A 24,790-nucleotide genomic window follows, 5' to 3' on the forward strand; every position below is an offset into this window, starting at 1 on the left:
CTGGAACAACACATCGACAGCGAACCAAAGGAAAATAAGCCCATCACCGCGTAAAACAGCGAAAAAGGCCGTCACGAAAATCTACGACGAGTGGGACAATCCCCTATTTTAGGTATCTCCTCATAAGGTAAATAAGATTCATTATAAATAGTTAATATAATAGAGCAACTGTGTTTATTAATAGAAAAATGGAATCTACACTTCTTGATTCGATTATCGAGTTCATAACATTTTTCGCACAAATACACCTTTTTAATCCGATTATTAATATAAAGTGCATATATAACGTATATATATCTAATCTCAATATCAATCACATTTCCATTTATATTAACATTGGAGAATTTATGTACCGTTTTCATTTTCCCACCTTCTTGCTTAATTTTTTTACCTATTTAATCCAAGTGCTACGGATAGTTTGTGAAAAAAAACTACCCGTAGCACTTGGATTAAAAATCCTTCTCCCTCTAACCCAAAATGGTACCCATTGTACTCTTGCATTTCTGGTTACGTAGATGACCGTCCACCTGGGTCAGTTGGTCGGCATCGTCGTAGCTGTAGTTCGTGGTGGTCGCGATGCCGGTTTTGGGTCACTTTCTTCGTCAGCCGGTTCCCTCATCATACCGGTACCCCGCATATCGATACGGATTCTCCACCGTCCCTGTTTCTTTCAGAAGATTCCCAAAGGCATCGTACTCATACGATGCCACAACCGCTCCAGTGGAGTCGGTGAGGGCGGTTACATCCCCCCCGGTAGTTGGTCTGGTAATAGTACGTCTTCCCGCCTCGGGTCATGCTGACCGGATCGTTGTTGGCCCCGTAGGTATAGCTCATTTGTAACAACATGAATAACCTTCTTCAATGAACTCTTCGATAGTAAAACTCTTCAATCGACTTTTTATCTTATCAAACGTTAATAACTCACTTTTGTGGAAAAGTGCAATACCATCTGCATCAAACTCAATTGTAGCAAAAAAATGCCGAAAATCGACCAAAATTCTAGGATCTCGATTGTATGAATCATATTGATTTCCCTTATACCATGAAAAGCAAGGAATTTCCCCTAGCCAAAATCCAATAAAATCATTGATTGATGCAATCGTGAAAAAATAATCTTGGAAAATGGAATCCAAACTTTTTCCGTTCTCTACTCTCAACAAAAAGTTTAAATCCCCTTTCAATTTATCTGTACGGGCAATAAATTGATGATTTATATCCAAAATTTCAAATTTTATCCCCTTTTGTTTCAATTCATTTATAAAATCCAATGTAGAAAACAACCCCGAAGGCCAACGAAGCAAGCAATATATCGGAAATAAGTTCCAATCTGTTAAAAACTTGGGAAAAAAGCGAATGGGCTGAGTTGGACTTGTACTACGTAGATGTAGGGATTGAGTCACTCCACATTCAATAATATATCGATCATCACTTTGCATAGAACAGGCAGGAATAGCATTTGATTCAATTATTTCCTTTAAAGACTTCCCCTTAGATAAATGACTCTTACAAATGGAATGCCTAATTTCAATTGAATCCATTTAATTACCTCCATTCAAATATCTATCATATAATGAATTTCTATTGCCATGGGAATACCCATGGCAATAGATTTAATAACCCTACGCAAATCGGTAATTCCTATTTTTAGGCAAATAATATCCCTTGGGAATTGACCATCTGAACACATAGTGTACTGCGGGATTTTTAAGGTGATAGTGAAATACTTTTCTTCCTTTATTTAGCTTCTTCCCCTTTTTCGTTACTAAGGGGAGGTTATGATAATCCAATGAGAAAATACGTGCATCCTCTCCCTTTTTAGGTTTCTTCTTTATTATTTGAACCAATGAATTTCCATACCCGTAGCGGATAGTGTAGTTTTTCTTATAATGTTTTAGCAAACGAGCGGAATAGTTGATAACCTTTCGGGCGGCTTTCATCCCGTATTTTCTTAGCAGAGGTGCCGAGAAGCGGATAATCATCAAGGCTACAGCAATAACAGGATGATTTCCATTTGGGTCAACATACAGTATTGGGGGTCACTTTCTTCGTCAGCCGGTTCCCCACGGCATCGTAGGTGTATTCCGTGACGGTGCCGTCTTCATTTTTGCGGCTGGCGACGCGATCATTCTCATCGTATGTAGATCGCGCGGTTTTTGCCGTTTTCGGTCACTTTGGTAAGCTGATCCACTTCATTTTTCCTCTAGTTCTTTCTCCATTTCTTTCATTCGATAATAATATTGCAACCCCAATAATAGTATAAAAATCACTGTTATTGAACTGAAACCTATTATCACCACAAGATACCAATCCATGACAACCCATTCATTTCAATTTATTTACTTTTTTTACTTTAATTTGAATTCAATAGTGTATTTCAAATCTAAAGAACTCCCCTTCTGGGGTGACCTTTGTGAGACTTGTGCTCCCCTGAGTGCATCTGAAATATGGCTAAATCAACACGCCCTCCGAGTCATATTTTTCGATATCAGTATCTACTTATTTGGATTAAGCAATTGAAACAGATACTGTGGTATCCCTTCCCGATTCAATAGATCAAGGAGTAACTCCTTATTCTCTTCATCAAGATCGGGTATGTTGTAAACCACATCTTTTTCTCCAATGTATACACCTCTGCACAAAGACTGACCATTGTTAGAGATACAAACGTTAATACCCTTAAATTTTTCGCTATGTTTTTGCGCAACATCCGCAAATACCTTCTTAAGTACCATCGGATCCGTATTATGAACCTCAACATGAACATTGATAAATTCACCCGACTCAAGTTCCGGATTTAAATTAGTAACTCTGTATTCATCCATAACATTACTTAGAAGACGTTCTATTTCATCCTCTGAGTACAAATCAATAGGGTTTGATTCACTCAACATCCTCTTCCCCATTTTTACAATCAAGAAAAGCCCAATTATTAAACTGATAATAATCAAGATTACAATTGCCATGATCCAATGAAATATTTCCATACATTTTATCCCTCCATCAGAATATTTTATATAGGGAATACATAGATGATAAAATAAAAACAAAAATTAAAATGACCGAGAGTCCAAGAAAAAAAATAAATCCCCACAAAAAAAGAGTATTCCACTTTGTATCCTCTATTCTCTCAAAAAAACATTCCATCTTTTTTTCAAACCACTCCTTCCTTATGCTGTAAATACCCCCGATAATAACTAACATAGTGGCAATCAAAATCAAGTAAACTATATTTATCTCCTTATCGATCAATCCCAATCCTTTAAAAAGGATAATATTGGAGACAAACCAAAATCCTAATGTATACATGAAAATGTTTGCTAAAGACAAAAAAATTTTCTTCACCTTATATCACCCTTTAATTTTATTGAACCGAAACAGGTACATCTACCTGCTTCGGTTCAATAATTTATTTATAACTTATCTCCACCTTGATATTGCGTATGGGTAAAAGTAAGATTTTCCCTTTTTCACCCTTTTGAATTTGACAATAATCCCTTTCCGTTTGGAGGCCCACTTTAAATAGGTTCCTCCCACACCCAGAATTAGGTTAACAATCCTAGCAACTACAAATGCTCCCGGCAACCAAAAGTTTAAGAGCCAACCCAAAGCCTTTATACCCTTTCTTCCCCACTTTAAATATTTGATGAATCTCTTTACTTCGAATTTGGTGAAATACATGTAGGCTCGATTACCACGGATGGTTCTAAACCAATGCCCGTCAGGATCTACATTTATAACGGGGTTGTTTAGGACATAGGAGTATTTGTTCAAACCAAGCGACTTATCCTCAAACCCCTCAAAGGAATCCCTCGTCAAAAACCGCCCCGTCTCCGGGTTGTAGTAACGGCTCTGCAGATAGTACAGCCCCGTCACTTCATCATACCGGTACCCCGCATATCGATACGGATTCTCCACCGTTCCTGTTTCTTTCAGCAGATTCCCGAAGGCATCGTACTCATAGGTCGCCACGACCGCTCCGGTGGAGTCGGTGAGGGCGGTTACATCCCCGCGGTAGTTGGTCTGGTAATAGTACGTCTTCCCACCTTGGGTCATGCTGACAAGCTCGTTGTTGGCCCCGTAGGTGTAGTGGGCCACGATCTGGTTGTTCTGATCCGTCTCATAGATGACGTTTTTATTCCCATCATAATGGAACGTGATCGTCTGGGAACCGGTGGTCATGGTCTTGCGCATGCCGTCGGCCCGGTAGGTGAAGGAGGCGAGGGTTTTGTCCCCTTCCTTGACTGCGGTCAGGCGGTTTTCGGCATCGTAAACAAAGGTCCGCTTGCCGTCGTGGGTCAGGTTGCCGTTTTTGTCATAGGAATAGGCCTGTCCGTTTACTTTAGCCAGTTGATCGGCATCATCGTAAGTATAGTTTGTGGTGGTAGACTTGTCTCCTTGGGTCACCTTTTGCTTCAGCCGGTTTCCCGTGGCATCGTAGGTGTATTCCGTGACGGTGCCGTCAGGCTGGGTTTCCTTGACTAGCTGTTCCATCTGATCCTAAACATAGGACGTGGTTCCCTTGGAATCCTGCACTTGGATGATGTTGCCTCACAGTAACGACATTATCACTCTTCTCAAATATTTTGAGCCTTAATGACAATCCTTTGGAAGCTTTTCAAGATCCGATTTGTTTATGCGTATCACGGGCTTTCCATTTTCATTAGAGACAGTAAAATTGACCTCGTGTTTTTGTAAACATTCTAATCTAGTTTGATTTTGGCTCAAGACTACTTGCTTATTTTCAGGTAGAATCCTGAATACATAGTAAGTCCCTAATAAACTCACTAAAATCAAAATAAGAATGAAAGTCACTTTTTTCATTTGTAATTCCCCCTGAATTTATGTCCAAACGAAACAAGAAAGATAGTTCAGTAAGAAGATCAGGACAAGTCAAAGCAGTACTTGGTCAGTACATTATTCTAGCCAATTATCCTCCCTAATGAACTATGGGAGGGATAATTGGCTTTTTCTTTAATAAAAACTGAAGTACTTATCCTTTTAAAACCCAAAAGTACTTTGTAGCCATGAATCTTCGAGTAGATAACCTGGTTTTGAAATATGGAACTCTGGTGTAAAGAGCCACATTCCACGAAAGTTTAACGCCTTTGCCTTTGTTAATAATTGTGCATTTAGGTTTTGATTTGTTTTTCTTGCTTTTGTGAGGATGAAATCCTTCAAAATCAACATCTACATTAGTACAGCTTGTATATTTGCCTGTCCGAGAGTTCTTGTTGGCTTTAGCGTAAAAAACTAATTTCCAACTCCGCGTACCATGAATCACCCATCTTTGATGGTAGTCTAGTGCCCCTTCAGGCAACTTTGATCTTGTTTTTCAGCAAGGCGGGGGCAGGATGGTGGGGCGGCTCCGATCTCTTGCAAAGAGCGCAAAGGCTCTTCGCCTCCCCACCATCCAAGCCAATCTGTGATTTTCCATACAATGTTCGCTGAGGGGGCACTAGAAAGTGGACACATCGAACAGAGAATGCAAAAATAAAATTAACTTTGTTCGAGGTGTTCAACGATGAAGAAACGGCATTATGACCCGGAGTTTAAGATTCAGACGGCGCAAATGATCTTGGAACAAGGCAAGGCAGTTGCACAAGCTTCGCGCGAATTGGGGATCTCCAAAAATACCCTTCACCGTTGGGTACAGGAGTACAAACGCGATGGGGAGCATGCTTTTCCCGGGAGTGGGAAGCTCAATCCGGAAGATCAAGCTCTTCACGAGCTGCAAAAACGCATCCGTGATCTGGAAGAGGAGAACAGTATCTTAAAAAAGGCTATGCACATCTTCGCCAAAGACCGGAAATAATTTATTCCTTCATCCATCAAAACCACTTCACCTTCCGTGTAATGAAGATGTGCCAAGTGTTTGGTGTTTCCAGAAGCGGTTACTATGCGTGGTTAAAACGCCCCCGAAGCGAACGTACTCAAAAACAGCAGAGGCTGTCCCAACACATCCAGCGGATCTTTCTTCGCTCACGCAGACTGTACGGGAGTCCTAAAATCACCCAGGTTTTACGGTCTCAGGGGCATGTGGTTTCTCAGAAAACGGTGGCTCGGTTGATGAAAGAGAAAGGTTTGCGTTCGCGTACGGTCAAAAAATATAAGGTGACGACGAACTCCAAACACACCCTACCCGTTCATGACAATGTGCTGAATCAGCAGTTTGTAGCGCAGTCTCCTAACGAAGTATGGATGGCCGACATCACTTATGTACCCACACAGGAAGGTTGGCTGTATGTGGCCAGTATCATGGATCTTTTCACCCGTAAAATCGTCGGGTGGAAGGCGGATGAACGGATGAGCAAAAACCTGGTGCTAAAAGCATTGGATCAAGCGGTTCAACGCCAACAGCCCGAATCGGGGGTACTTCATCATTCGGATCGCGGGAGTCAGTATGCATCCCGTGAATATCAGGAAAGGTTATCCCGTTATGGCATGGTCGGCAGCATGAGCCGCAAAGGCAATTGTTACGACAACGCCTGTATTGAATCCTTCCACAGTGTATTGAAAAAAGAGCTTGTTTTTCTGAAAACATTCAAAACCCGCCAACAAGCAAAACAGCGGATTTTTGAATACATAGAAATATTCTATAACCGACAGCGGATTCACTCATCGATCGGGTACCAATCACCCACAAATTTCGAACGTATATACTATAATCGTTTGCGAAACACAGGTTAAATTCTCGATTCGGTGTGTCTACTTTATTGACTTAATACCACGTCTCGTAGGTGACGTTCTTGTTCTTATTCGGCTGAGTGTAACTAATTACTTGAATATCATACTATTAAACGAATCAAATTTGCTAATACACAAATCGATCCCGAAATTATGAGGAATATTGAAACCTTTTTATTAACATTCAAATCCAATATTCCACATATAAACAAATATAGCCCAACCATTATTATCGCCATATCAATCCATATCTCACTATCAGTTCCTAATGAAACAAGGCATAAAATAATAGTTAAAATTACTCCTATTACCCGCATGGATGATTTCACTTTCTCTGCACTCCAATTGATTTTCCCCAAAATAAAACGCCTCCTTAATTTCCGCTTCCGTATTCCTCCATTTGTTCACTTCGTGACCATTTACAATCGATATTGTTACATACTTATACGCCATACCATCCGGATCAACAAACATTACAGGGTTGTTTGCCGTGTACACATACTTGTTCAAACTAAGCTACTCATCTTCAAATCCCTCAAACGAATCTCTCGTCAAAAACCTCCCTATCTCCGGATTGTAGTACCGGCTCTGCAGATAATACAGCCCCGTCACTTCATCATACCGGCACTTCATTATGAGTGAAGTGCTCTGCCGCGTATCATAAAGCACAACAAATGTACATTCTGATAACATCTTTGATGCTCTTCATATATTAAAAGGAGCCTTCTTAGGCTCCAAAGGTTTGAGCATTATCTCATATTACTCCGGTATAGTGAAGTGATATAGAATGAATAATATAGCAGTTATTATAAATAGAATCATATAGTACTTAAATTCTTGAGCGCTGTTTCTTTCCATTTTTTCACGAAATTCCTCTGTTAGTTCGCCGCCTTTATCCTTTATTTCTTTCTTTAATTCTTTTAATCGGTACGTTTTCAATCTGTATAACAGTACAGCAGCTATAATTACTAAACCAAACCCTATTTTAACAACCAAATTCCAATTCATTCTATGTTCACTCATTTCTAGTTGGTTTTTTTCAAGACTGTCTATTAACAATAAAATGAGTGTTGAAAAGGGAGTCGTGCACTGCCAAAGCGACCTTTACCATCCTACCGAGCGGAAATCTGGAGGGAGGGGCGTTTAGGGGAAACATTCTACCTTGTGATATCTTCTAAGGCTTTGCCCCTCCCATCCAAAAGATTCGGAGCGGACAGTCATTACTTTCTTGCTGGATGGCAACCGGAACATGGTAGAACACGATCTCCCCAACCAAAATATGGCTAATCAACAGGCTGGGATTTTTTCATTTACTTTTTTCTCATGAATAATATTCTTCAAACCTCCCCCCCTAACTTAATTGAATATCATTCAAAAATCGTTGTGAAAAAGTCCATCAGAGGGAGGGGTGGGTTTCACACGGAGCGTCTTTGGCTCTTTTAGAACTTTGGCACCGGAATGTGAAACCCAATCCCGACCGTCTTGGAGCGCACTAAATCACAACGCTTCTAATAGTTTTCAAATTTAGTTAGGGGGTAAAATTACAGCAAGCATTACTATACTACTACAAATCAGCCAAAAATTCTTCCATTGTTCTTCTTGTATCCCAAACGAGGGTCTACATATCTGTCAATTACTTTCACCATTATTTGACCTACACTGTTGCCTGCTAATGCTAACGCAGTGTTGAGGAAAGCTCCCATAACTATTCTGACACGTGAAAAGTTTTTCCTTTGAAATCTACGGGCAATTGTTCTTGTAAGGCGATAAAAACTCTTTTTTATAAGCCGTTTGTACGCTTTTCTTGCCAAATAAGCCTGCCAACCACCCCAAGCAGCAATTGCTAAGTCAATAATGATTGCTGCGTACCTGTTCCTTATTCCGGCTTTTCCATTTGGATCTACATTGCTAACTGGATCATTTTTTGTGTAGATATACTTATTCAAACTAAGCTGCTCATCCTCAAACCCCTCAAACGAATCCCTCGTCAAAAACCTTCCCGTCTCCGGGTTGTAATACCGGCTCTGCAGATAATACAGCCCCGTGACCTCATCATACCGATACCCTGCATACCGATACGGATTCTCCACCGTCCCTGTTTCTTTCAGCAGATTCCCGAAGGCATCGTACTCATACGATGCCACGACTTCTCCGGTGGAGTCGGTGAGGGCGGTTACATCCCCCCGGTAGTTGGTCTGGTAATAGTAGGTCTTCCCGCCCCGGGTCATACTGACAAGCTCATTGTTGGCCCCGTAGGTGTAGTGGGCCACGATCTGGTGGTTCTGATCCGTCTCATAGATGACGTTGTTGTTCCCATCATAATGGAACGTGATCGTCTGGGAACCGGTGGTCATGGTCTTGCGCATGCCGTCGGCCCGGTAGGTGAAGGAGGCGAGGGTTTTGTCCCCTTCCTTGACGGCGGTGAGGCGGTTTTCGGCATCGTAGACGAAGGTTCGTTTGCCGTCGTGGGTCAGGTTGCCGTTTTTGTCAAAGGTGTGGGCCTGACCGTCCACCTGGGTCAGTTGGTCGGCATCGTCGTAGCTGTAGTTCGTGGTGGTCGCGATGCCGTTTTGGGTCACTTTCTTCGTCAGCCGGTTGCCCGTGGCATCGTAGGTGTATTCCGTGACGGTGCCGTCGGGCCGGGTTTCCTTGACCAGCTGTTCCAGCTCGTCATAGACGTAGGTGGTGGTTCCCTTGGAATCTTTCACCTGGGTGATGTTGCCTTTGTTGTCGTAGGTGTATGTGTAAGATTCCCGCTGTTCCCCGCCCTTGTCCAAAACCACCTGCTGTGTGAGATCGCCGGCGCCGTTGTAGCTGAAAAGGCTGACGGTGCCATCTTCATTTTTGCGGCTGGCAACGCGATCGTTCTCATCGTAAGTGTAGATCGCACGGTTTTTGCCGTTTTCGGTCACTTTGGTGAGCTGATCCACTTCATTATAACCCATACCCTGGGTCACGGTCGTGCTTCCGGCAGTCAGTTTTTGTTGGGTGACATTGCCGTTCTTGTCGTGAGTGTATTCGGTTTTGTTGCTTCCCGGCTCAGTCACCGTCTTCAGCTTGTTGTCATCGTCGTAAGTGAAGGTGGTGGATTCGTTTTGGGCTTCATCTGTCTCCTTGGTCACGTTGCCGTTGGCATCGTAGGCAAAGGAGTATTTTTTTGTTCCATTGTGGGACACAGAAGTCGGCCGATTCACGACATCATAGCCATACTCCACGGTGTCGCCGTTGGGCTGGGTCACTTTCGTCTGGTTTCCGTTCAGGTCGTAGGCGAAGAGAACGGATTGTCCCAGTGCATCGGTGATTTTCCGCACTTCGTCCATTTCATTGTACTCATAGGTGGTCGTTTTTTCCCGGGCGTTGGTCACCTGGGTTTTGTTGCCGTTGGGATCATACCGGTAGCTGGTTTCCCCCTGCTTGGCATCGGTCACCTGGGTGAGGCGGTCCAGACCGTCATAAGTGAAGGTGGTGGTATCTGCTCCTCTTTTCTCGCTGGTGACATTGCCCACGGTATCATAACCGGATTCCGTGACCCGTCCCTGGGGGTCGGTGGTCTTGGTCTGGTAGTTCCCGTTGGTGTCATAGGCATTCTTCGTTTGGACTGAGCCCACCATCACCTTGGCCGTGTCAAACCAAGCTTTTCCGGTTTGTTCGCTGTACTCGTAGAAGACCTTGATATTGTCAAAGGGCTTGGTGGTCTTCAGTTGGGCGGTACGATGCTGCCAATCATGGGACTTCGTCCGGTCGAAGTTGTGGGTGAAGGTTTCCTGACGGGTGGATCCTTGATACGTCTCAATGATGTATCCATAGACACCGGCGGGTCGAGGGTTGTCCACTTTGGAAAACCCGGACACCGTCAGGATGGAGCCTGCTTCTCCCTTCAGCTTGACATCCTGGCGAACCATTTTCCACTTATCTACATTCCCCACCAGCTTCACAGACTGTTTGCCGGCATGCTTCTCGGTGCTGTCCAGACCATCGGGACCTTCGATGTTTCCGGCCAGATACCAGCGATCCGGAATGTCGTCGACGGGGTCATCATTCCGTTCGAAGTCTCCGTTTTCCAGGATATTGTAGGCACCATAAAAGCCTTCTTCCACCTGCAATCCATCAAAGCGATAGGTGCCGTCAAATTGGCCGTTCTTCCCAAATGCGTAGGCCCGAACCCGAAAACGGGTGGTCTCTTGGGGGAAGGCTTCGGGTTCCACCGCCACATGCAGCCGGGTGGGGCTGTGGGTGCCGCTGAGCTCCTTGGACTTGATCCGTTTGGTGATATTGCCATTTTCATCATAGCCGGTGGCCTGAATTCCGGCGATTCCCTTGGCATTGGCGGTTTGGACAAACCCACTGACAAAATAGGCCTTTTTGGAATCATAGGGGATAAACTTGCTGCTCCCGATCAGCGTATCCTCTCCGGGGCTGACGATTTGGATCCGTTTATCGCCCAGGGTGATTCCGTCCACGGTCAGTCCGCCGTTGGTCCAGGTCACCTTGTTGGCCCCACTTTCAGTCCACTGGTACCAGTCATCGGGCCAATTGTCATTGTTCCGGTCGATCTCGAAGCTGCCGTTGCGGGCCAGGTTGTCCCCTGGACTCATGGAAGAGGTCTCTTCGATGACATTTCCATAAGCATCCACTTTGGTGGCAGAGGATTTTTCCGCCGGATCGGTGCTGGAGGTTGGGTTCCCTTCGTCATCGTATTCATTGACGGTGGTGTTTCCCTCCGGATCTGTCTCCTTGATCGGATTGTTGTTTTCATCGTATTCTGTGGTCGATTTCTCATTCAGCGGATTGGTGACGCTGGTCAGGTTGCCATTGCCATCGTAAGTGTAATTATACGTGGCATCGCTGCCCTTGGCATTGGCGTTGGCATCCTTTTGACTGACCAGTTCGTTTTGATCATTATAGACAAAGGTCTGTTTGTAGTTGAGACCGTTGGGATCCTGGGTGATTTGAATCACATTGGCGTATTCATTGTGCGTGTAGACCGTCGGCGTTCCCTTGGGATCGGTGACCGTGGTGATCCGGTGAGTCCCATCGTACGCAAATGTAGTGGTGGCGGTCTTCACTTGTCCGTCCACCGTTAAGGGTTGGGACAGCTTTTTCACCCGATCTTCGCTGTCATATTCGACGGTTCTTACGTTTCCATTGGGATCTTGGACTGAGGTTATACGATGTCCGTCACCATATCCGTAAGTAACTGTGGACAAAACTTTCCCGTCAGCCTCTTTCTTCGTCACCGTTTTCAGGTTGCCGGCGGCATCATAAGTATACTCTGTGCTGCGATTGGCAGGATCGGTTATTTGAGTGACCCGGTTGTCCGCGTTATAGCTCAGATTGGCTTTTCGTCCGGAAGCATCGGTGATGCTGGTCGGGTTGGACCCGGTATAACCGATGGTCGTCTTATTGTTGTTGGAATCCGTGATCGAAATCAGGCGACCGGAGGTGTTGAACTGGTATTTTGTCTGATCGGTATCTTCCAAGATGTACCCGCTCTTTTTTGTCAGCTCAAAGTGTTTCCCCGGCGGAGCGGTATAGGTCCCGTCCCCGTCAGGAATGAAAGTGTGGGTGGTACCATCCTCATCCGTGTAGAGCAGGGGACCTTGGCCGTGGTCCGTGATCCGTTGCTCCAGATTGCTGGTCCAGCCATGGCCGAAGATTCCACTTTCCATGGAACGGCTGTTATAGGCCCGGCTGACTTCGGCGGGAATACCTCGACCCGAAATATTCATATCCGTTTCCTGCAAAAAGAAGTTTCCGTTATACGTATTCACATTGGATGCCGCTGTGGTCCAGAACTCCTCTTGGCCCAAGGGATCGATCGTATAGGTAATCGTCAGCTTCGGCTTCCGGGTGCCTTCGTAATTGGCAAACTCACTGGAATAGTAGGACTTGCGGTCGTTGGTTTCCGTGGCATGACGGAGAGAAACCCCGTGGTTGGCGGTCTTTCCGGTGTACCAGTCCCGGGCCAGGGAAGTCAGATCAAAATCGTACCAGCCGGCATCTGTCACTGTCTGATTGGAGATAGCGGTACCGACGGCAGGCTGTTTATTCCAGGTGGCCGTGGTTTCGGACCAATTCTCCGTGATCGGGTGAAGATTCTCCCGTTCCGCCTTGGTTGAAGTGTTGGTTTGATAAACACTTAACTTGGCCGACGTGATGGTGGCACTGCTCAACAGCGGTTGCAGATCAAACTTCAGCAGGGCCCGGCTTTTTCCATGATCAGGGTTGTTCCCCACGGTGAAGTAAGTGACCGTGCCGAAGTTGGTCGTCGGTTGTTTCTCCCCCACAAAGGTGTCTTGGGCTTTGTCACTTCCCTGAACCACCAGTGACGGATCCACTGTCACAGGGAAGGCCCTCTCTTTTTCTTGCAACCATTTTTCATCCAGTTCCAGATCGAGGTAGGTTTTATTTTCCTTGCTCCGGATCTGGAATTGAACATCTCCGGAATAGCGGAGATTTTGATCCACCATGAAAGGTCGGGGAACGGAAAAAGCAACTTTCCCCTTGGAATCCACGAAGTCGATGGAGCCGTCTTTCTGTTTTTTCGCTTCCACGCCTTGGGTGTCCAGGGTCATGGTCAATTTGTTCTGCCCATGGTAGCGGTCGAGGACCCATTCTTCTTTGACACCGTTGTGATCTGTGTAGTAGACCAAGTGGGTGTCGGGATAGACATGATTATAGGCAATCCGGTTTCCTTTTTTCTCGGCCTTCACCTTTTTCCCATCCACGAGCCCTAAATCAACGGAAGCGGAGCCCAGTTGAAAGCGGAGGAGTTTCTTCGCCCCGGTGTGAGGTGCAAAGCCGGCCCGGTAGCGGTTGGCTTTATTTTGATAGGAAAGCTCTGAATCCAAAGCTTGGGTGGAAGAAACGGTTGCAATTCCGTTATCAATTTCCTCCCAGGTGCCCTTCTCCTTGAAATGAATCGGCTCCAGGTACTGTTCCAACATATATGTGTTGTCGCCCTTGATGTATGTTTTGGAATTTTCCGTGCGCAGTTCTACAATTTCGCGTTTCTGATTCAACTGTTCCTGTCTTGCTTTTTCCGCTGCATAAACCTCGGCATAATCCGGCAACAGCGTAGCTCCGATCAAAGCGATGATGACCAGCACGGAAATCCAGGACCATTTTTTCAGTAGATGGGGTGTCATGTGTTTTGTTTCTCCTCTCGTCTTTTTCTTTTCAGGACCGTTACCGTTGTAGATTTGGTTGTCCCAGATCGCCTCCATACCTGAAATAATCAAGTATAATTTTCTCTTCATAAAAATGAAAATTATACCCGCAGAACATTTAATACGACAAAGGATTTATTTCTCCTCCTTTTCATCTATAAAAAAATTGCAGCTAGACCTCCACAGACAGAAAATGGATTAAAAAAAGGAAGTCACCGACCTTTTACTGCCTTGATTCTTACTTTGAAAGGACTGACAGCGGTCGAACACCTGTGGGAACAGGCTCCAAATGCCCGGTTATCGTCCACATCCAAGATAGTACTAGTTCACATAGGCTATCTTTTTTTGAAAAATAGATGAATAGAATATTTTTGGTCGAAAAGGGCATCAAAGGGGACTCCGCTCTCGAATAAAAGAATACGAGCATTTCCACTATCAAATTAGTCAAAGGAGTCTGCCATGAAAACCTTTACTCCCAAGCTTTTGGTCACGCTTTTCGGAGTTATCGCTCTTCTCTTGCTCCTATCCATTCCGATCGTCCCGGCTTCTTGGGCCAAGCCCACTGCGGTCAAAGTGATGGCGGATGAGGTCCATCATCAAACACCCGCCGATTTCGCCAAGGGGAAAACAAAAAACCTGGATCTGACACAGAAGGGACAGAAGGCCGTCCTTTCCATGGAGGATGAGAAGAAGTCTTCAGAATACGTCTCTCCCATCATCCAGTCTGATTTCCCTTTTACTGATGCAGCTGTCCATTGGAAAGAGGGCACCCGTCCGGTTCAGGACACTTCCCCCAATGACTGGGTTCAATTCTATGTCCGCACTTCCAAAGACAAGGAAAATTGGACCGGGTGGGAAGCGGTCAGTGCCGACCCCAACGAGGGACGGGATGATCTGCAGACTCCGGAGCTGTTCAGCAATCTGATCGTGGCGGATCATGCACGCTATCTCCAATACAAGGCGGTCTTTAAACCCGGTGAAGATGCTGACGCCCTCTTGCAGGATGTCAAGGTGACCTTTCTCAATTCCGAAGATGGAGAAAAAATCCCGGCAAAAGGTTCCGTCTCTCTCGGCTCCCTGATTGCGGACAAGGCGGAAGCCGTGATCAACCGTCCGCCGGTGGTGAGCCGTGCGGAGTGGGGAGCCGACGAATCTCTGCGCTATATCAATGGGAAAGAAGACTGGCCCCGGGAGTATGCCTCCAAGGTGACTCACCTGGTCGTCCACCATACCGACACACCCAACAACGAGCCGGACCCCGCCGCCCGCATCCGGTCCATCTATTATTACCACGCCAAGACGAGAGGCTATGGTGATATCGGATATAACGCCATTGTTGGAAGTGACGGTCGCATCTATGAAGGACGGAAAGGGAAAGACGGGGATGTCCTCACTCCCGGCGTTGTCGGGGCACACGCCTTCTCCTTCAATAATGGCACTTTTGGCATTTCCCTGTTGGGAAACTACAGTGAGATGAAACTGCCGGCAAAAATGCGCAGTGCGATGGTCGACATGTTGGCCTACCAGGCAGATCTGCACGGGATCGATCCCCGGAGCAAGGCGGATTTTGTCCGTAACTATCCCTACGACAACCCCAGTGTTCCGAAAACAGACCGCGACGTGGCCACGATCCAAGGGCACGGGCAGTTGCCCCGGGCCAGCACCTCCTGCCCCGGCAGTTATGTCAAGGCGGACTTGCCCAACATTCGAACGAGTGTAAACAGCAAGATGAATGAGGACAGTAAAACGATCACCCTGGACAATGCCGATCCCGACCATGTGGCTGAAGGCGACTGGGTAACCTCCACCAATGTACCCGGATATTACGGCTCCAACTACCAAGCCAATGACAAAGCGCTCCTCGGGATCGCACCGGATACTTTCACCTGGAACTTCAATCTGCCCGAAGCGGGTACCTACCAGGTGTTTGTTCACTACACCTCCGCTTCCGATCGGGCCACGAATGCACCATACATCCTCCACACCAAGAACGGCGAAGTGACAAAAACCGTGAACCAACAGGTAAACGGCGGCCAATGGGTGGATATCGGTGCGTATGAGTTTAACTCCGGGGCCAACAAAATTGTGCAAACCGATGATGCTGACGGCTACGTGATCGCTGACGGAATCCAGCTGAAAAAACTGAATTCCAACCCGCAGCCTTCCAAACTGATTATTGATAACACGGACACCGGCTACGTCTCGACGGTCGGCACATGGAAAAAATCCACCAGTGCCCCCGGTTACTACGGTTCCAACTACCAAACCCATGCCAAAGGGACCGGCGCCAACAGCTTCACCTGGAACTTCATGCCGCCGGAAACCGGGGTTTACCGGGTCACCGTCCGTTACAGTTCATATTCGGACCGGGCAACCAATGCTCCCTATACTGTCACCTATGCCAATGGCTCCTACACCAAAAAGGTGAACCAACGCTCCGGTGGCGGCAACTGGGTGGAACTGGGGGTCTTCCCCTTCCAACAAGGGAAAGCGGCCAAGGTGAAGCTGACAGATCAGGCGGATGGCTATGTCATTGCTGATGCTGTCCAGTTTGAAAAGGTGGACGGGATGAAAATCGTTGACAACGGGGACAGCGGCATGAGCAAAACCGGCACCTGGAAGAGCTCCACCAGCCAGAAAACCTACTATGGAAGCGACTACATTTACAGCCATAAAGGAACCGGGGCCAACACCTTCACCTGGAATCTGAACGCTCCGGAAACCGGGACCTACAAGCTCTACGCCCGTTGGCAACCCCATACGGACCGGGCCACCGACGCCCCTTTCACCGTTCATCACCAAAACGGTCAGACGGTCAAAAAAATGGATCAGCGGACCACCACTCACCGCGATAAATGGGTGGCACTGGGTACCTTTAATCTTGCCCAAGGCACGGGGAAAGTCGTCCTCTCCGATCAAGCCAACGGAATCGTCGTCGCTGACGCCATCCTGATCGAACGGGTCCCTGACATGGTGATCAGTGACAACACCGATGCCGGCAACGAGGGAATCGGCACTTGGAAAACCTCCTCCAACGTGAAAGGCTACGAGGGGACCAACTACCAATACAGCCAGAAAGGAACCGGAAACCATACCTTCACCTGGAATTTCCAAGTGCCCAAAACCGGATCCTACAAAGTGTATGCCAAATATCTTTCCTACACCGACCGGGCCACCAATGCTCCTTACACCATCCATCATCAAAACGGTGAATCCGTGAAACGGGTCAACCAACGCACCGGCGGCGGAGTTTGGGTGGAGCTGGGAACCTACACCTTTAACCAAGGAGCAGGGAAAGTCGTTCTCTCAAACAACGCCGACGGCATTGTGGTCGCTGATGCAATCAAGCTGGAACAGGCCCCGGTCACCGTCACCAGTGACAACAGGGACCCGGGCAATGTGGGAGTCGGAGCATGGAAGCCCTCCACTAACCGTCCCGGATATGAAGGCACCGACTATCAGTATGACTACAAAGGAACCGGAGATAATACCTTCACCTGGAATCTGAACATCCCCGAGAGTGGTTCCTACAAGGTTTATGTCAAATACCTGGACTACAAAGACCGGGCCACCGACGCACCCTATACCGTCCACCATCAAGGGGGCAAAACGGTGAAACGGGTCGATCAGCGCTCCGGCGGCGGACAATGGGTCTACCTCGGGACTTGGAACTTCGCCCAGGGTACCGTCAGCAAGGTCGTCCTCTCCGACAATGCTGACGGCATTGTGGTCGCCGATGCAGTGCGACTGGTGAAAAACTGATCAAACACCCCAAGGCATCACCTCGATGAAGGTGATGCCTTCTTTAATGGATCCTATAGGGTCGGTATTCGTCAGGTCCAGCCACCCACCAGGTTCGTTTACTTTCGGTTTCGCCGGACCAACCAACACATCAATCCCCAATAGTTAAAAGGAGATGGGATCGAAGGGAATTCGCAGTAAATCGATCTTGATTTATACCATACTGAATGATACCCTTATTTTTGGTAGTAATCTGAAACAGAGGAGGTGGACAGGTTGACAATGTATGGAGACAGACGTTGTAACCTGTTCACCTGTTTTTTCCTCATTTGGGTTCTGCTTATCACTGCCATAACACCATTATATATCGAAGAAGATCGTCCTCTCCTGAAAGAATCCCCGATACTTTCCTCATTAAAGCTTGGTTACCAGGTTGTGGGCAACCGATTGAAGTCGCCGGTCAAAATGAAATGGATCAAAAAACCGGTGTCCTATGTGTGCATTTATCCTGTTATTTTGATCATACTCACATTTCCCACCGTTTTCGTCACAGATCTCATCGTGATCTGGATGAAACGTTTGTTTCTCATGCCTACCAAATTCACCTCCACTTTCGTGTAATTTCCCGGTCCATCTGTTCCTTCCCAATTCGCTTGATTTTCCCATATGGTATGGGTTCAACTGTCTAACCGGAATACAGACCATGTTTGGGGTATACTACGAATCCGGGATATGGCGATGATTAATATCCTGATACGATTTGGTTGTAGTACCTCTACTTGACATCTGAGAACTGCTGCAATCCAAAGACGGAGGGGATTCAATTTGAATATTGGGGAAACAGACTTGCCGGGAATTGGGCGTAAGTTTGAAGTGTCCGCCCGAAGTGGCGATCAAATGGTCATCATTATTCATGATGACGGAAGGCGTGAACTGTACCGAAAAAATCCCGATGATCCCGATGAAAGTATCTCCATCGCGACATTTGATGATGACGAAGCGAGGCACCTCGCTGGGATCATTGGCGGAATGACCTATAAACCGAAGGCACTTGAAACGATCGAGGTCGCCCTCGACGACCTGGTCATCGAATGGTTCAAACTTGAATCAGATGCGAGATGTATCGGCAACACGATCGGCAATCTGAAGGTTCGCGAGATGACGGGCGCCACCATCATCGCGGTGATCGATAAAGGACATCAAAAACATCTGCGGTTTTTCCGGGTCTAAGCCCACTTCCTTGAAATGATCTTTGTTGTAAAACAAAAGTCTCGCATCAGAATCCATCGGCAAACCGTACAATTTCCCCTTGTACCTGGCCTCATCGATCGCATAATCATAGTAGGAGTCGTCATCAATGCCGGCTTTCTCCACCCGCTCGGTGATCTCTGTCAATGACCCCTGAGCCGCCCATGAACCGATTTCAAAGCGGTCAAAGTAGGCCACATCTGGTGGATGTCCACCTGCGATCGCCGCCAACAGCTTCTCATTCTGGCCTTCCCCTTGTTGCGCAATATAGACGGCTTCCACCTTTTTTTTCGGATTTTTTTCATTATATCGCTTTACGATTTCTTCCAGCGCATCCTTCTCCACATCTGTCGTCCCATGCCAAAAGGTGATTACCTCATCCTTGCTCGTTCCACCGTCTCCGAATAAAGAACAACCAACGGCAACTGTGGACAAAGCAGTAATCACCACCAGCGACAACCAACCTCTTCCTTTTATCCCACCCATGGCGGAACACTTTAGATATTTTTTTATTCAGGTATTGGTTTTGGACCTACTCTTTGTGAAACCTCCAATTTTTTGATTCAGTTGGAACCCCTTGATTCCGGGGGTATGGAAACCCTTCCCTCAAAATCGACACGATGGATGGCCTGTTCCACCACATCGAGCAGTTTGGAAAACTCTTTCATCGCCTGTTGCTGATCCCTCTCTTTCAATGCTTTCAGTAACGTGACGTGATAGGGAAAGGAGTTGTCAAAGATGGACTCAATGCCAAAGGGATTCTTCCAAAATTCATCAAGGTTGTCGCGGATGGAATGAATGATTCCCTCCAAGATGACATTTTGGGAGGCCCGGTACAACACTTGGTGGAAGGAGGCATCCGCCTGCGACGCTTCATTCCTTTTCCCGGTCTCCAGGAAGTGTTGATAGCGATCCAAGCAAGCTTCCATCTCTTCCAATTGCTCGCTTGTTATACGTTCAACCGCCAATTCCACCGCTTTTCCTTCCAGTGCACGGCGCACTTCACTCATCTGCAACAGGAAGCTCTTTTCATTCTCAATATTGATTTTCGCTTCAATCCGGTACACATTGGCATCTTTGACGAAGATGCCCTTGCCGTTGATCACCTGGATTACTTCGATCGCTTCCAGAAATCGCAGTCCCTCCCGGAGGGAAGAACGACCGACGTTCATCTGTTTCACCAAACTTTCAACCGAAGGCAGCTTGTCCCCCTCCTGCAGGCGCTGGTTCTTTATATAATCTTTGATTTCATCGGCGATCATTTTGCTCAATGACACTTTTTTAATTGTACGCATCTCCATCTCCTAACCTATGACTTATATAAACCGATATTCCTAACTACCTGTATGATGGGTATAGTATATTTTGAATATTCGGTGCCCGTCAAGTCCGTTCGGGTAAAATATGAAAAGACGCTTCCTGATCGGAATCGCCAAATAAATGCAAGAATAAGAGGTTCCGGGAAAATGCTCTGCTCAAAAATGATCCGAACAAAGATGTTTTCATCTTGGCCAGCTTGTGATTACTCCAGGCATAGTACTTATGTTTCTTCACCGATATTATGTTTTGCTTTGCCACAGGGCTGTTGATTGACCAGAAAATGGGCGGCGGAAGGGAGTCGTGTGCTGCCAAAGCGACCTTTGTACCACAGGCACTACAATCCCAGTGGGCTGAAGCCCTGGATGAAGGTTGCCTACCCAGCGGAGAATCTGAAGAGAGGGCGTTTAGGGGCAACATTCTTCCTTGTGTTGCTTCCGTAAGGCTTTGCCCCTGCCCGAACGGAAGATTTGGTCTGTAATATAACGCAGCCGTCTTAAGGTACATCGACGTTTATTGGATCTGTTGAATCAATTTCTAAAAAATGAATCCATATTAAGCCGGTCCATTCTTTCCAGGGCACTGGGTGTCTCAACAAAAACGATCCAAAAGGATACCTTGTTCCTGCAGGATATAAATCTACAAAGTCAAGGGGCTGCGTTTACCCGAAGGCGCACCAAAGCTGTCCCACAGGGACTGTCCGACTCAACCCCTCCTGCCACAGGCAGAGGCCAAGTTTTCGGGCAGGCCCCCTCCTATCGAACCCGAGGGGTTTTCAGACTTCCAAGGGTTCATCTTCAACTTTCATGCCTTAAGATCCTGCAAAGCCCCTCCCCTGTCGGGGAAACCGCATCTGCTGTTTATGACCTGCTTTCATCACCGAACCTGCTTGATCTCACAGGGGAGAGATTCCGGCATTGTTCACAGGAATATCAATCTTGCCGGTAGATTCCTTTAATTTCAATAAATGCTCCCAACCGGTTTCGGGATGAGACATTAAAAAATAAACGGGACAAGGTTCCCGTCGAACTTATTCCCACCGTTTCATGATGTTCCCCCACAAAGATTTTGTACAAGGGGGTTGGTTTACGGAAAAAGAAAAATAAAAACGCCACATTCCAGACTTATTGCCTGAAATGTGGCGTTTAGCGGTCTTGGAACCGCTGACCTAATGCCCCGTATCTTGTTGCATAGAATGCGATTGGTGCTGATGGAGGGATTCGAACCCCCGACCCCTTCATTACGAGTGAAGTGCTCTGCCAGCTGAGCTACATCAGCAAAAATATGATATTGGTGGAGGCGAGCGGATTCGAACCGCTGTCCGAAGACATCGCCACATCGGATTCTCCGAGCGCAGTCGCTGTATTCAGGATTCGCACCCCGGATTGCCCAAGCGACAGGCGTTCCGGAATGCTAGCTGCATTGGGTTCGCTTTCCGGTCAGCAGCGGATCCGGTCAGCTAGCCCGCTGAAATTATGAGACCCGAATACTCCACACGGGCGATGGAGTAACGGATCCTGGCCGGCTTTGAATTAAGCAGCCAGAGCGTAGTTTTCTTGTTTGCCAGTTAAATTTAGGCAATCTGCGTTTTTGACGAAGGACGCAGCCCCACGGCTCGCTACCGACGCTCGAACTGTCCCCGTCGAGTCCCAAAACGCCCCCGGATGGACTGGTTTGGTTTGCAAGCGTCAACGTCAACTATTATAACCCTTGACCCGCTTCCTTGTAAAGAGTTTTCCTGAGGAATCCCGTCGGAAGTTTCAACCGGCAGGGTCACCCCAACACCCTCTGTTTCAGCTGACGGCGGATTTCCCGGTCTGCATCCCGCTTGGCGACGGCTTCCCGCTTATCGTGCAGTTTCTTTCCTTTGGCCAACGCCAACTGAATCTTGGCGTAGCCATTGCGGAGATGAAGATCCAGGGGGACCAGGGTAAATCCTTTCTGCTTTGTCAGTCCGATCAGCTTGTTGATCTCCCCTTTGTGCAACAGGAGTTTCCGGGTTCGGGTGGGATCATGGTTGAACCGGTTGCCCTGTTCAAAGGGGCTGATATGCATGTTGACCAAGTAGACCTCTCCGTCATTGATCAGGGCATAGCTGTCCTTCAGGTTGACCCGCCCCTGACGAATCGATTTGATCTCCGTCCCCGTGAGCACGATGCCCGCTTCGTAGGTGTCTTCCACATGGTACTCATGATGGGCTTTTCGGTTCCGGGCCACCACTTTCACTCCGCCCTTCGGCATCGTGTCCCACCTCCGTTGCTAAAATATTGCAACCTATAGTATACCAACAACAGAAGGTGGGTGTCAATGGAAATTTCCTGTCTCATCCTTTTCGCCTGTGTCGGCTGCCTTTAAACCCCTTCTCTTTGTTTTTCCTTCGGCGACCGGTGGATGATTTCCTGGCCGCTGACGAAACGGTATGGGCGGTTGCCGTTTTCTTCGTTTTTTTGACCTTGAATTCGGTTGGATCAGCAGTTGTGGCATCAGGCGAGATAGAATCCTCTTTCTCCGTAAATTCAAAGTCGACTTTGTGCTCATCCAGGTTGACCCCGGTCACCCTGACCTCCACCCGGTCCCCGATATTGTACTCTTTTCCGGTCCGTTCGCCAATCAAAGACATGGTGTACTCGTTGAAATGGTAGTAATCATCGGTCATATAACTGACATGGACCAATCCTTCCACGGTGTTTTCCAGTTCGACAAAGACACCGAAGGAGGTGACACTGCTGATCGTTCCCTTGAATGTCTGTCCCACCTTGTCCATCATAAACTCGGCTTTCTTCAGATCATCGGTTTCCCTCTCGGCGTCAATGGCGATCCGCTCCCGGTCCGAGGTGTGGTCCGCCGCCGTCGGCAACCATTCCTTGAAATGACCCCGCCGCTTGTCCGGCAATTTCCCCTTGTTTTCCCACACTTCCCGGATGATCCGGTGGATCGCCAGATCGGGATAGCGGCGGATGGGCGAGGTGAAATGGGAGTAATACTTGGCTGCCAAACCGAAGTGGCCGAGACATTCCGATGAGTATTTGGCCTGTTGCATCGAGCGCAACATCACCCTGCTGACCACCGGCTCTTCCGGTTCCCCCTTGATTTCTTCCAGCAACTGCTGCAAGGCGCGGGGTTTGATCCGATCTGTTTTTCCCCGAACGGAATAGCCAAACCGGGTGATAAACTCAAAGAAGGATTGCAGTTTTTCCGGGTTGGGACGTTCGTGAATCCGGTACATGAAGGGAATCTTCAGCTGAAAAAAATGCTCCGAGACCGTTTCGTTGGCTGCCAACATAAACTCCTCAATCATCTGTTCCGCCACGGTTCGGGGTTTTTTTTCGATCTCCACCGGCTTTCCCTGTGGATCCACCCGGATCTTGGCCTCGGGAAAATCAAAATCGATCGCTCCCCGGGCCATGCGCCGCTGCCGCAGAGTTTCCGCCAGACGGGCCATCAGGCGAAAATCTTTCACCAAAGGCTGATAACGCTGGATCAACTCCGGGTCTTCATCCGTCAGAATCCGCTTCACATCATGATAGGTCATCCGTTCGTCGGTTTGGATCACACTGGGGTAGATCTCGTGATGGATCAGATTCCCTTGACCGTCCAGTTCCATATCACAGGTCATCGTGAGGCGGTCCACCCTTGGATTCAGACTGCAGATCCCGTTGGACAAGCGTTTGGGAAGCATGGGAATCACCCGGTCCACCAGATAAACACTGTTTCCCCGATGATACGCCTCCCGGTCCAGCGCACTGCCTTCTTTTACGTAATAACTGACATCGGCGATATGAACACCCAGTCGGATGTTGCCATTGTCCAACTGTTCCACGGAGACGGCGTCATCCAAATCCTTGGCGTCCTCCCCGTCGATGGTCACCATGCGCCGCCCGCGAAGATCCCGGCGCCCACGGATCTCCCCCGCAGTGACGGAATCCGGAACGGCTTCGGCCTCCTTGATCACTTCTTCGGGAAATTCCTCCGGCAGATGATATTTGCGGATAATCGACAGAATATCGACCCCAGGATCGTCTTTATGCCCGAGAACCTCCTTCACTCTACCTTCGGCACTGCGGCGCCCTTCGGGATAGCCGGTCAGCTCCACCACCACTTTGTCCCCTTCTTTGGCGCTGCCTTTGGCTTCCTTGGGAATAAATATATCGGATGACAGACGTTTGTCATCGGGAATGACAAAGCCAAAATGTTTGGAGGCGGTGTAAGTGCCGACCGCTTCCGTCCGACTCCGCTTCAGAATACGGACGATTTCCCCTTCCGGTCTCATTCCCTCCTTTTTATATCTCTCCACTCGGGCCAACACAAAGTCCCCATCCATCGCTCCGTTCATATCTGTCCCGTGGATAAAGACATCCTGTTCATAGGGAAAATCCGCATCGGGGATAACAAAACCAAATCCTTTGGCATTTCCCTGCAAGCGCCCGCGAACCAGGTTGAGGCGCTCCGGCGCTCCGTAGCGGTTGGTTCGGGTGCGGACGATCTTCCCCGCCGCCTCCATCTGATCCAGGATGCCGATAAATACATCCCACTCCAAATCGGTAAAGGATTGGTGCAACTCTTCGGCAGTCAGGGGTTTGTATGCATTTTTTCTCATGAATTTCAGAATTTCCGGTTCCACCAGTTTAAAT

Annotated in this window: 13 protein-coding genes, 1 tRNA gene, 1 other RNA gene and 1 pseudogene; 3 read left to right on the plus strand and 13 right to left on the minus strand. The window is 47.6% G+C overall.

The genetic code is table 11. From position 1 onward, the window contains the following. Positions 1–696: 696 nt before the first annotated feature. The 4 genes from IEV46_RS08380 to IEV46_RS08400 form a co-directional block, all read right to left on the minus strand. Positions 697–846: a hypothetical protein gene (locus IEV46_RS08380; protein WP_188431919.1), complete on the minus strand. Its 150-nt coding sequence runs from the start codon at positions 844–846 to the stop codon at positions 697–699. Continuing rightward, positions 831–1,538 carry a hypothetical protein gene (locus IEV46_RS08385; RefSeq protein WP_172998893.1) on the minus strand — a complete coding sequence of 236 codons (708 nt, stop codon included), beginning with the start codon at positions 1,536–1,538 and terminating at the stop codon, positions 831–833. Before IEV46_RS08385 ends, IEV46_RS08380 begins: the two co-directional genes overlap by 16 nt. 954 nt (positions 1,539–2,492) lie before the next feature. Then, positions 2,493–2,984, minus strand: coding sequence for a hypothetical protein (locus tag IEV46_RS08395; RefSeq protein ID WP_009711480.1), 492 nt, complete (start codon positions 2,982–2,984; stop codon positions 2,493–2,495). A 433-nt stretch (positions 2,985–3,417) separates the two neighbouring features. Further along, the gene (locus IEV46_RS08400; RefSeq protein ID WP_188432430.1) at positions 3,418–4,491 is read right to left on the minus strand and encodes an RHS repeat-associated core domain-containing protein; all 1,074 of its coding nucleotides are present in this window, start codon (positions 4,489–4,491) and stop codon (positions 3,418–3,420) included. Between the two features lie 1,030 nt (positions 4,492–5,521). Here IEV46_RS08400 and IEV46_RS08405 point away from each other — a divergent pair. Beyond that, positions 5,522–6,687 (plus strand): IS3 family transposase gene (locus IEV46_RS08405; RefSeq protein WP_268235881.1). Its coding sequence is split into 2 segments (ribosomal slippage): positions 5,522–5,783 and positions 5,783–6,687, totalling 1,167 coding nucleotides; the frame shifts between segments, so codons are not numbered across the junction. A gap of 98 nt (positions 6,688–6,785) precedes the next feature. Here IEV46_RS08405 and IEV46_RS08410 read toward each other — a convergent pair. The 3 genes from IEV46_RS08410 to IEV46_RS08420 all read right to left on the minus strand — a co-directional run bounded on the left by IEV46_RS08410 (position 6,786) and on the right by IEV46_RS08420 (position 13,832). After that, positions 6,786–7,043, minus strand: coding sequence for a hypothetical protein (locus tag IEV46_RS08410; protein WP_188431921.1), 258 nt, complete (start codon positions 7,041–7,043; stop codon positions 6,786–6,788). A 157-nt stretch (positions 7,044–7,200) separates the two neighbouring features. Continuing rightward, positions 7,201–7,377, minus strand: a complete 177-nt coding sequence (locus IEV46_RS18640) for an RHS repeat-associated core domain-containing protein (RefSeq protein ID WP_083820616.1) — start codon at positions 7,375–7,377, stop codon at positions 7,201–7,203. Positions 7,378–8,255: 878 nt separating this feature from the next. Beyond that, positions 8,256–13,832, minus strand: a complete 5,577-nt coding sequence (locus IEV46_RS08420) for a DNRLRE domain-containing protein (protein WP_188431937.1) — start codon at positions 13,830–13,832, stop codon at positions 8,256–8,258. A gap of 480 nt (positions 13,833–14,312) precedes the next feature. Here IEV46_RS08420 and IEV46_RS08425 point away from each other — a divergent pair, with 480 nt between their 5' ends. Continuing rightward, positions 14,313–17,615 carry a golvesin C-terminal-like domain-containing protein gene (locus IEV46_RS08425; protein WP_188431945.1) on the plus strand — a complete coding sequence of 1,101 codons (3,303 nt, stop codon included), beginning with the start codon at positions 14,313–14,315 and terminating at the stop codon, positions 17,613–17,615. Between the two features lie 804 nt (positions 17,616–18,419). Next, positions 18,420–18,800, plus strand: a pseudogene (locus IEV46_RS18070) (cation:proton antiporter regulatory subunit); the annotation flags it as partial. On the opposite strand, the gene IEV46_RS08430 reads toward IEV46_RS18070, so the two are convergent. From IEV46_RS08430 to rnr, 6 genes are all read right to left on the minus strand, one after another. Then, positions 18,702–19,328, minus strand: a complete 627-nt coding sequence (locus IEV46_RS08430; protein WP_188431954.1) for an extracellular solute-binding protein — start codon at positions 19,326–19,328, stop codon at positions 18,702–18,704. The pseudogene IEV46_RS18070 and the gene IEV46_RS08430 overlap by 99 nt on opposite strands. 77 nt (positions 19,329–19,405) lie before the next feature. Continuing rightward, positions 19,406–20,137: a FadR/GntR family transcriptional regulator gene (locus tag IEV46_RS08435; RefSeq protein WP_188431957.1), complete on the minus strand. Its 732-nt coding sequence runs from the start codon at positions 20,135–20,137 to the stop codon at positions 19,406–19,408. Positions 20,138–21,361: 1,224 nt separating this feature from the next. After that, positions 21,362–21,437, minus strand: a tRNA-Thr gene (locus IEV46_RS08440). Between the two features lie 13 nt (positions 21,438–21,450). Next, positions 21,451–21,821, minus strand: a transfer-messenger RNA (tmRNA) gene (gene ssrA / locus IEV46_RS08445). A 111-nt stretch (positions 21,822–21,932) separates the two neighbouring features. Further along, entirely contained in the window at positions 21,933–22,400 is a 468-nt protein-coding gene (smpB, locus tag IEV46_RS08450; RefSeq protein WP_188431963.1) for an SsrA-binding protein SmpB, read from the minus strand. Positions 22,401–22,482: 82 nt separating this feature from the next. Then, on the minus strand, positions 22,483–24,783 hold the full coding sequence (gene rnr, locus IEV46_RS08455; RefSeq protein ID WP_268235888.1) for a ribonuclease R: 2,301 nt from the start codon (positions 24,781–24,783) through the stop codon (positions 22,483–22,485). Positions 24,784–24,790 lie beyond the last annotated feature (7 nt).

Source organism: Kroppenstedtia guangzhouensis, assembly GCF_014637345.1.
GTDB lineage: Bacteria > Bacillota > Bacilli > Thermoactinomycetales > DSM-45169 > Kroppenstedtia > Kroppenstedtia guangzhouensis.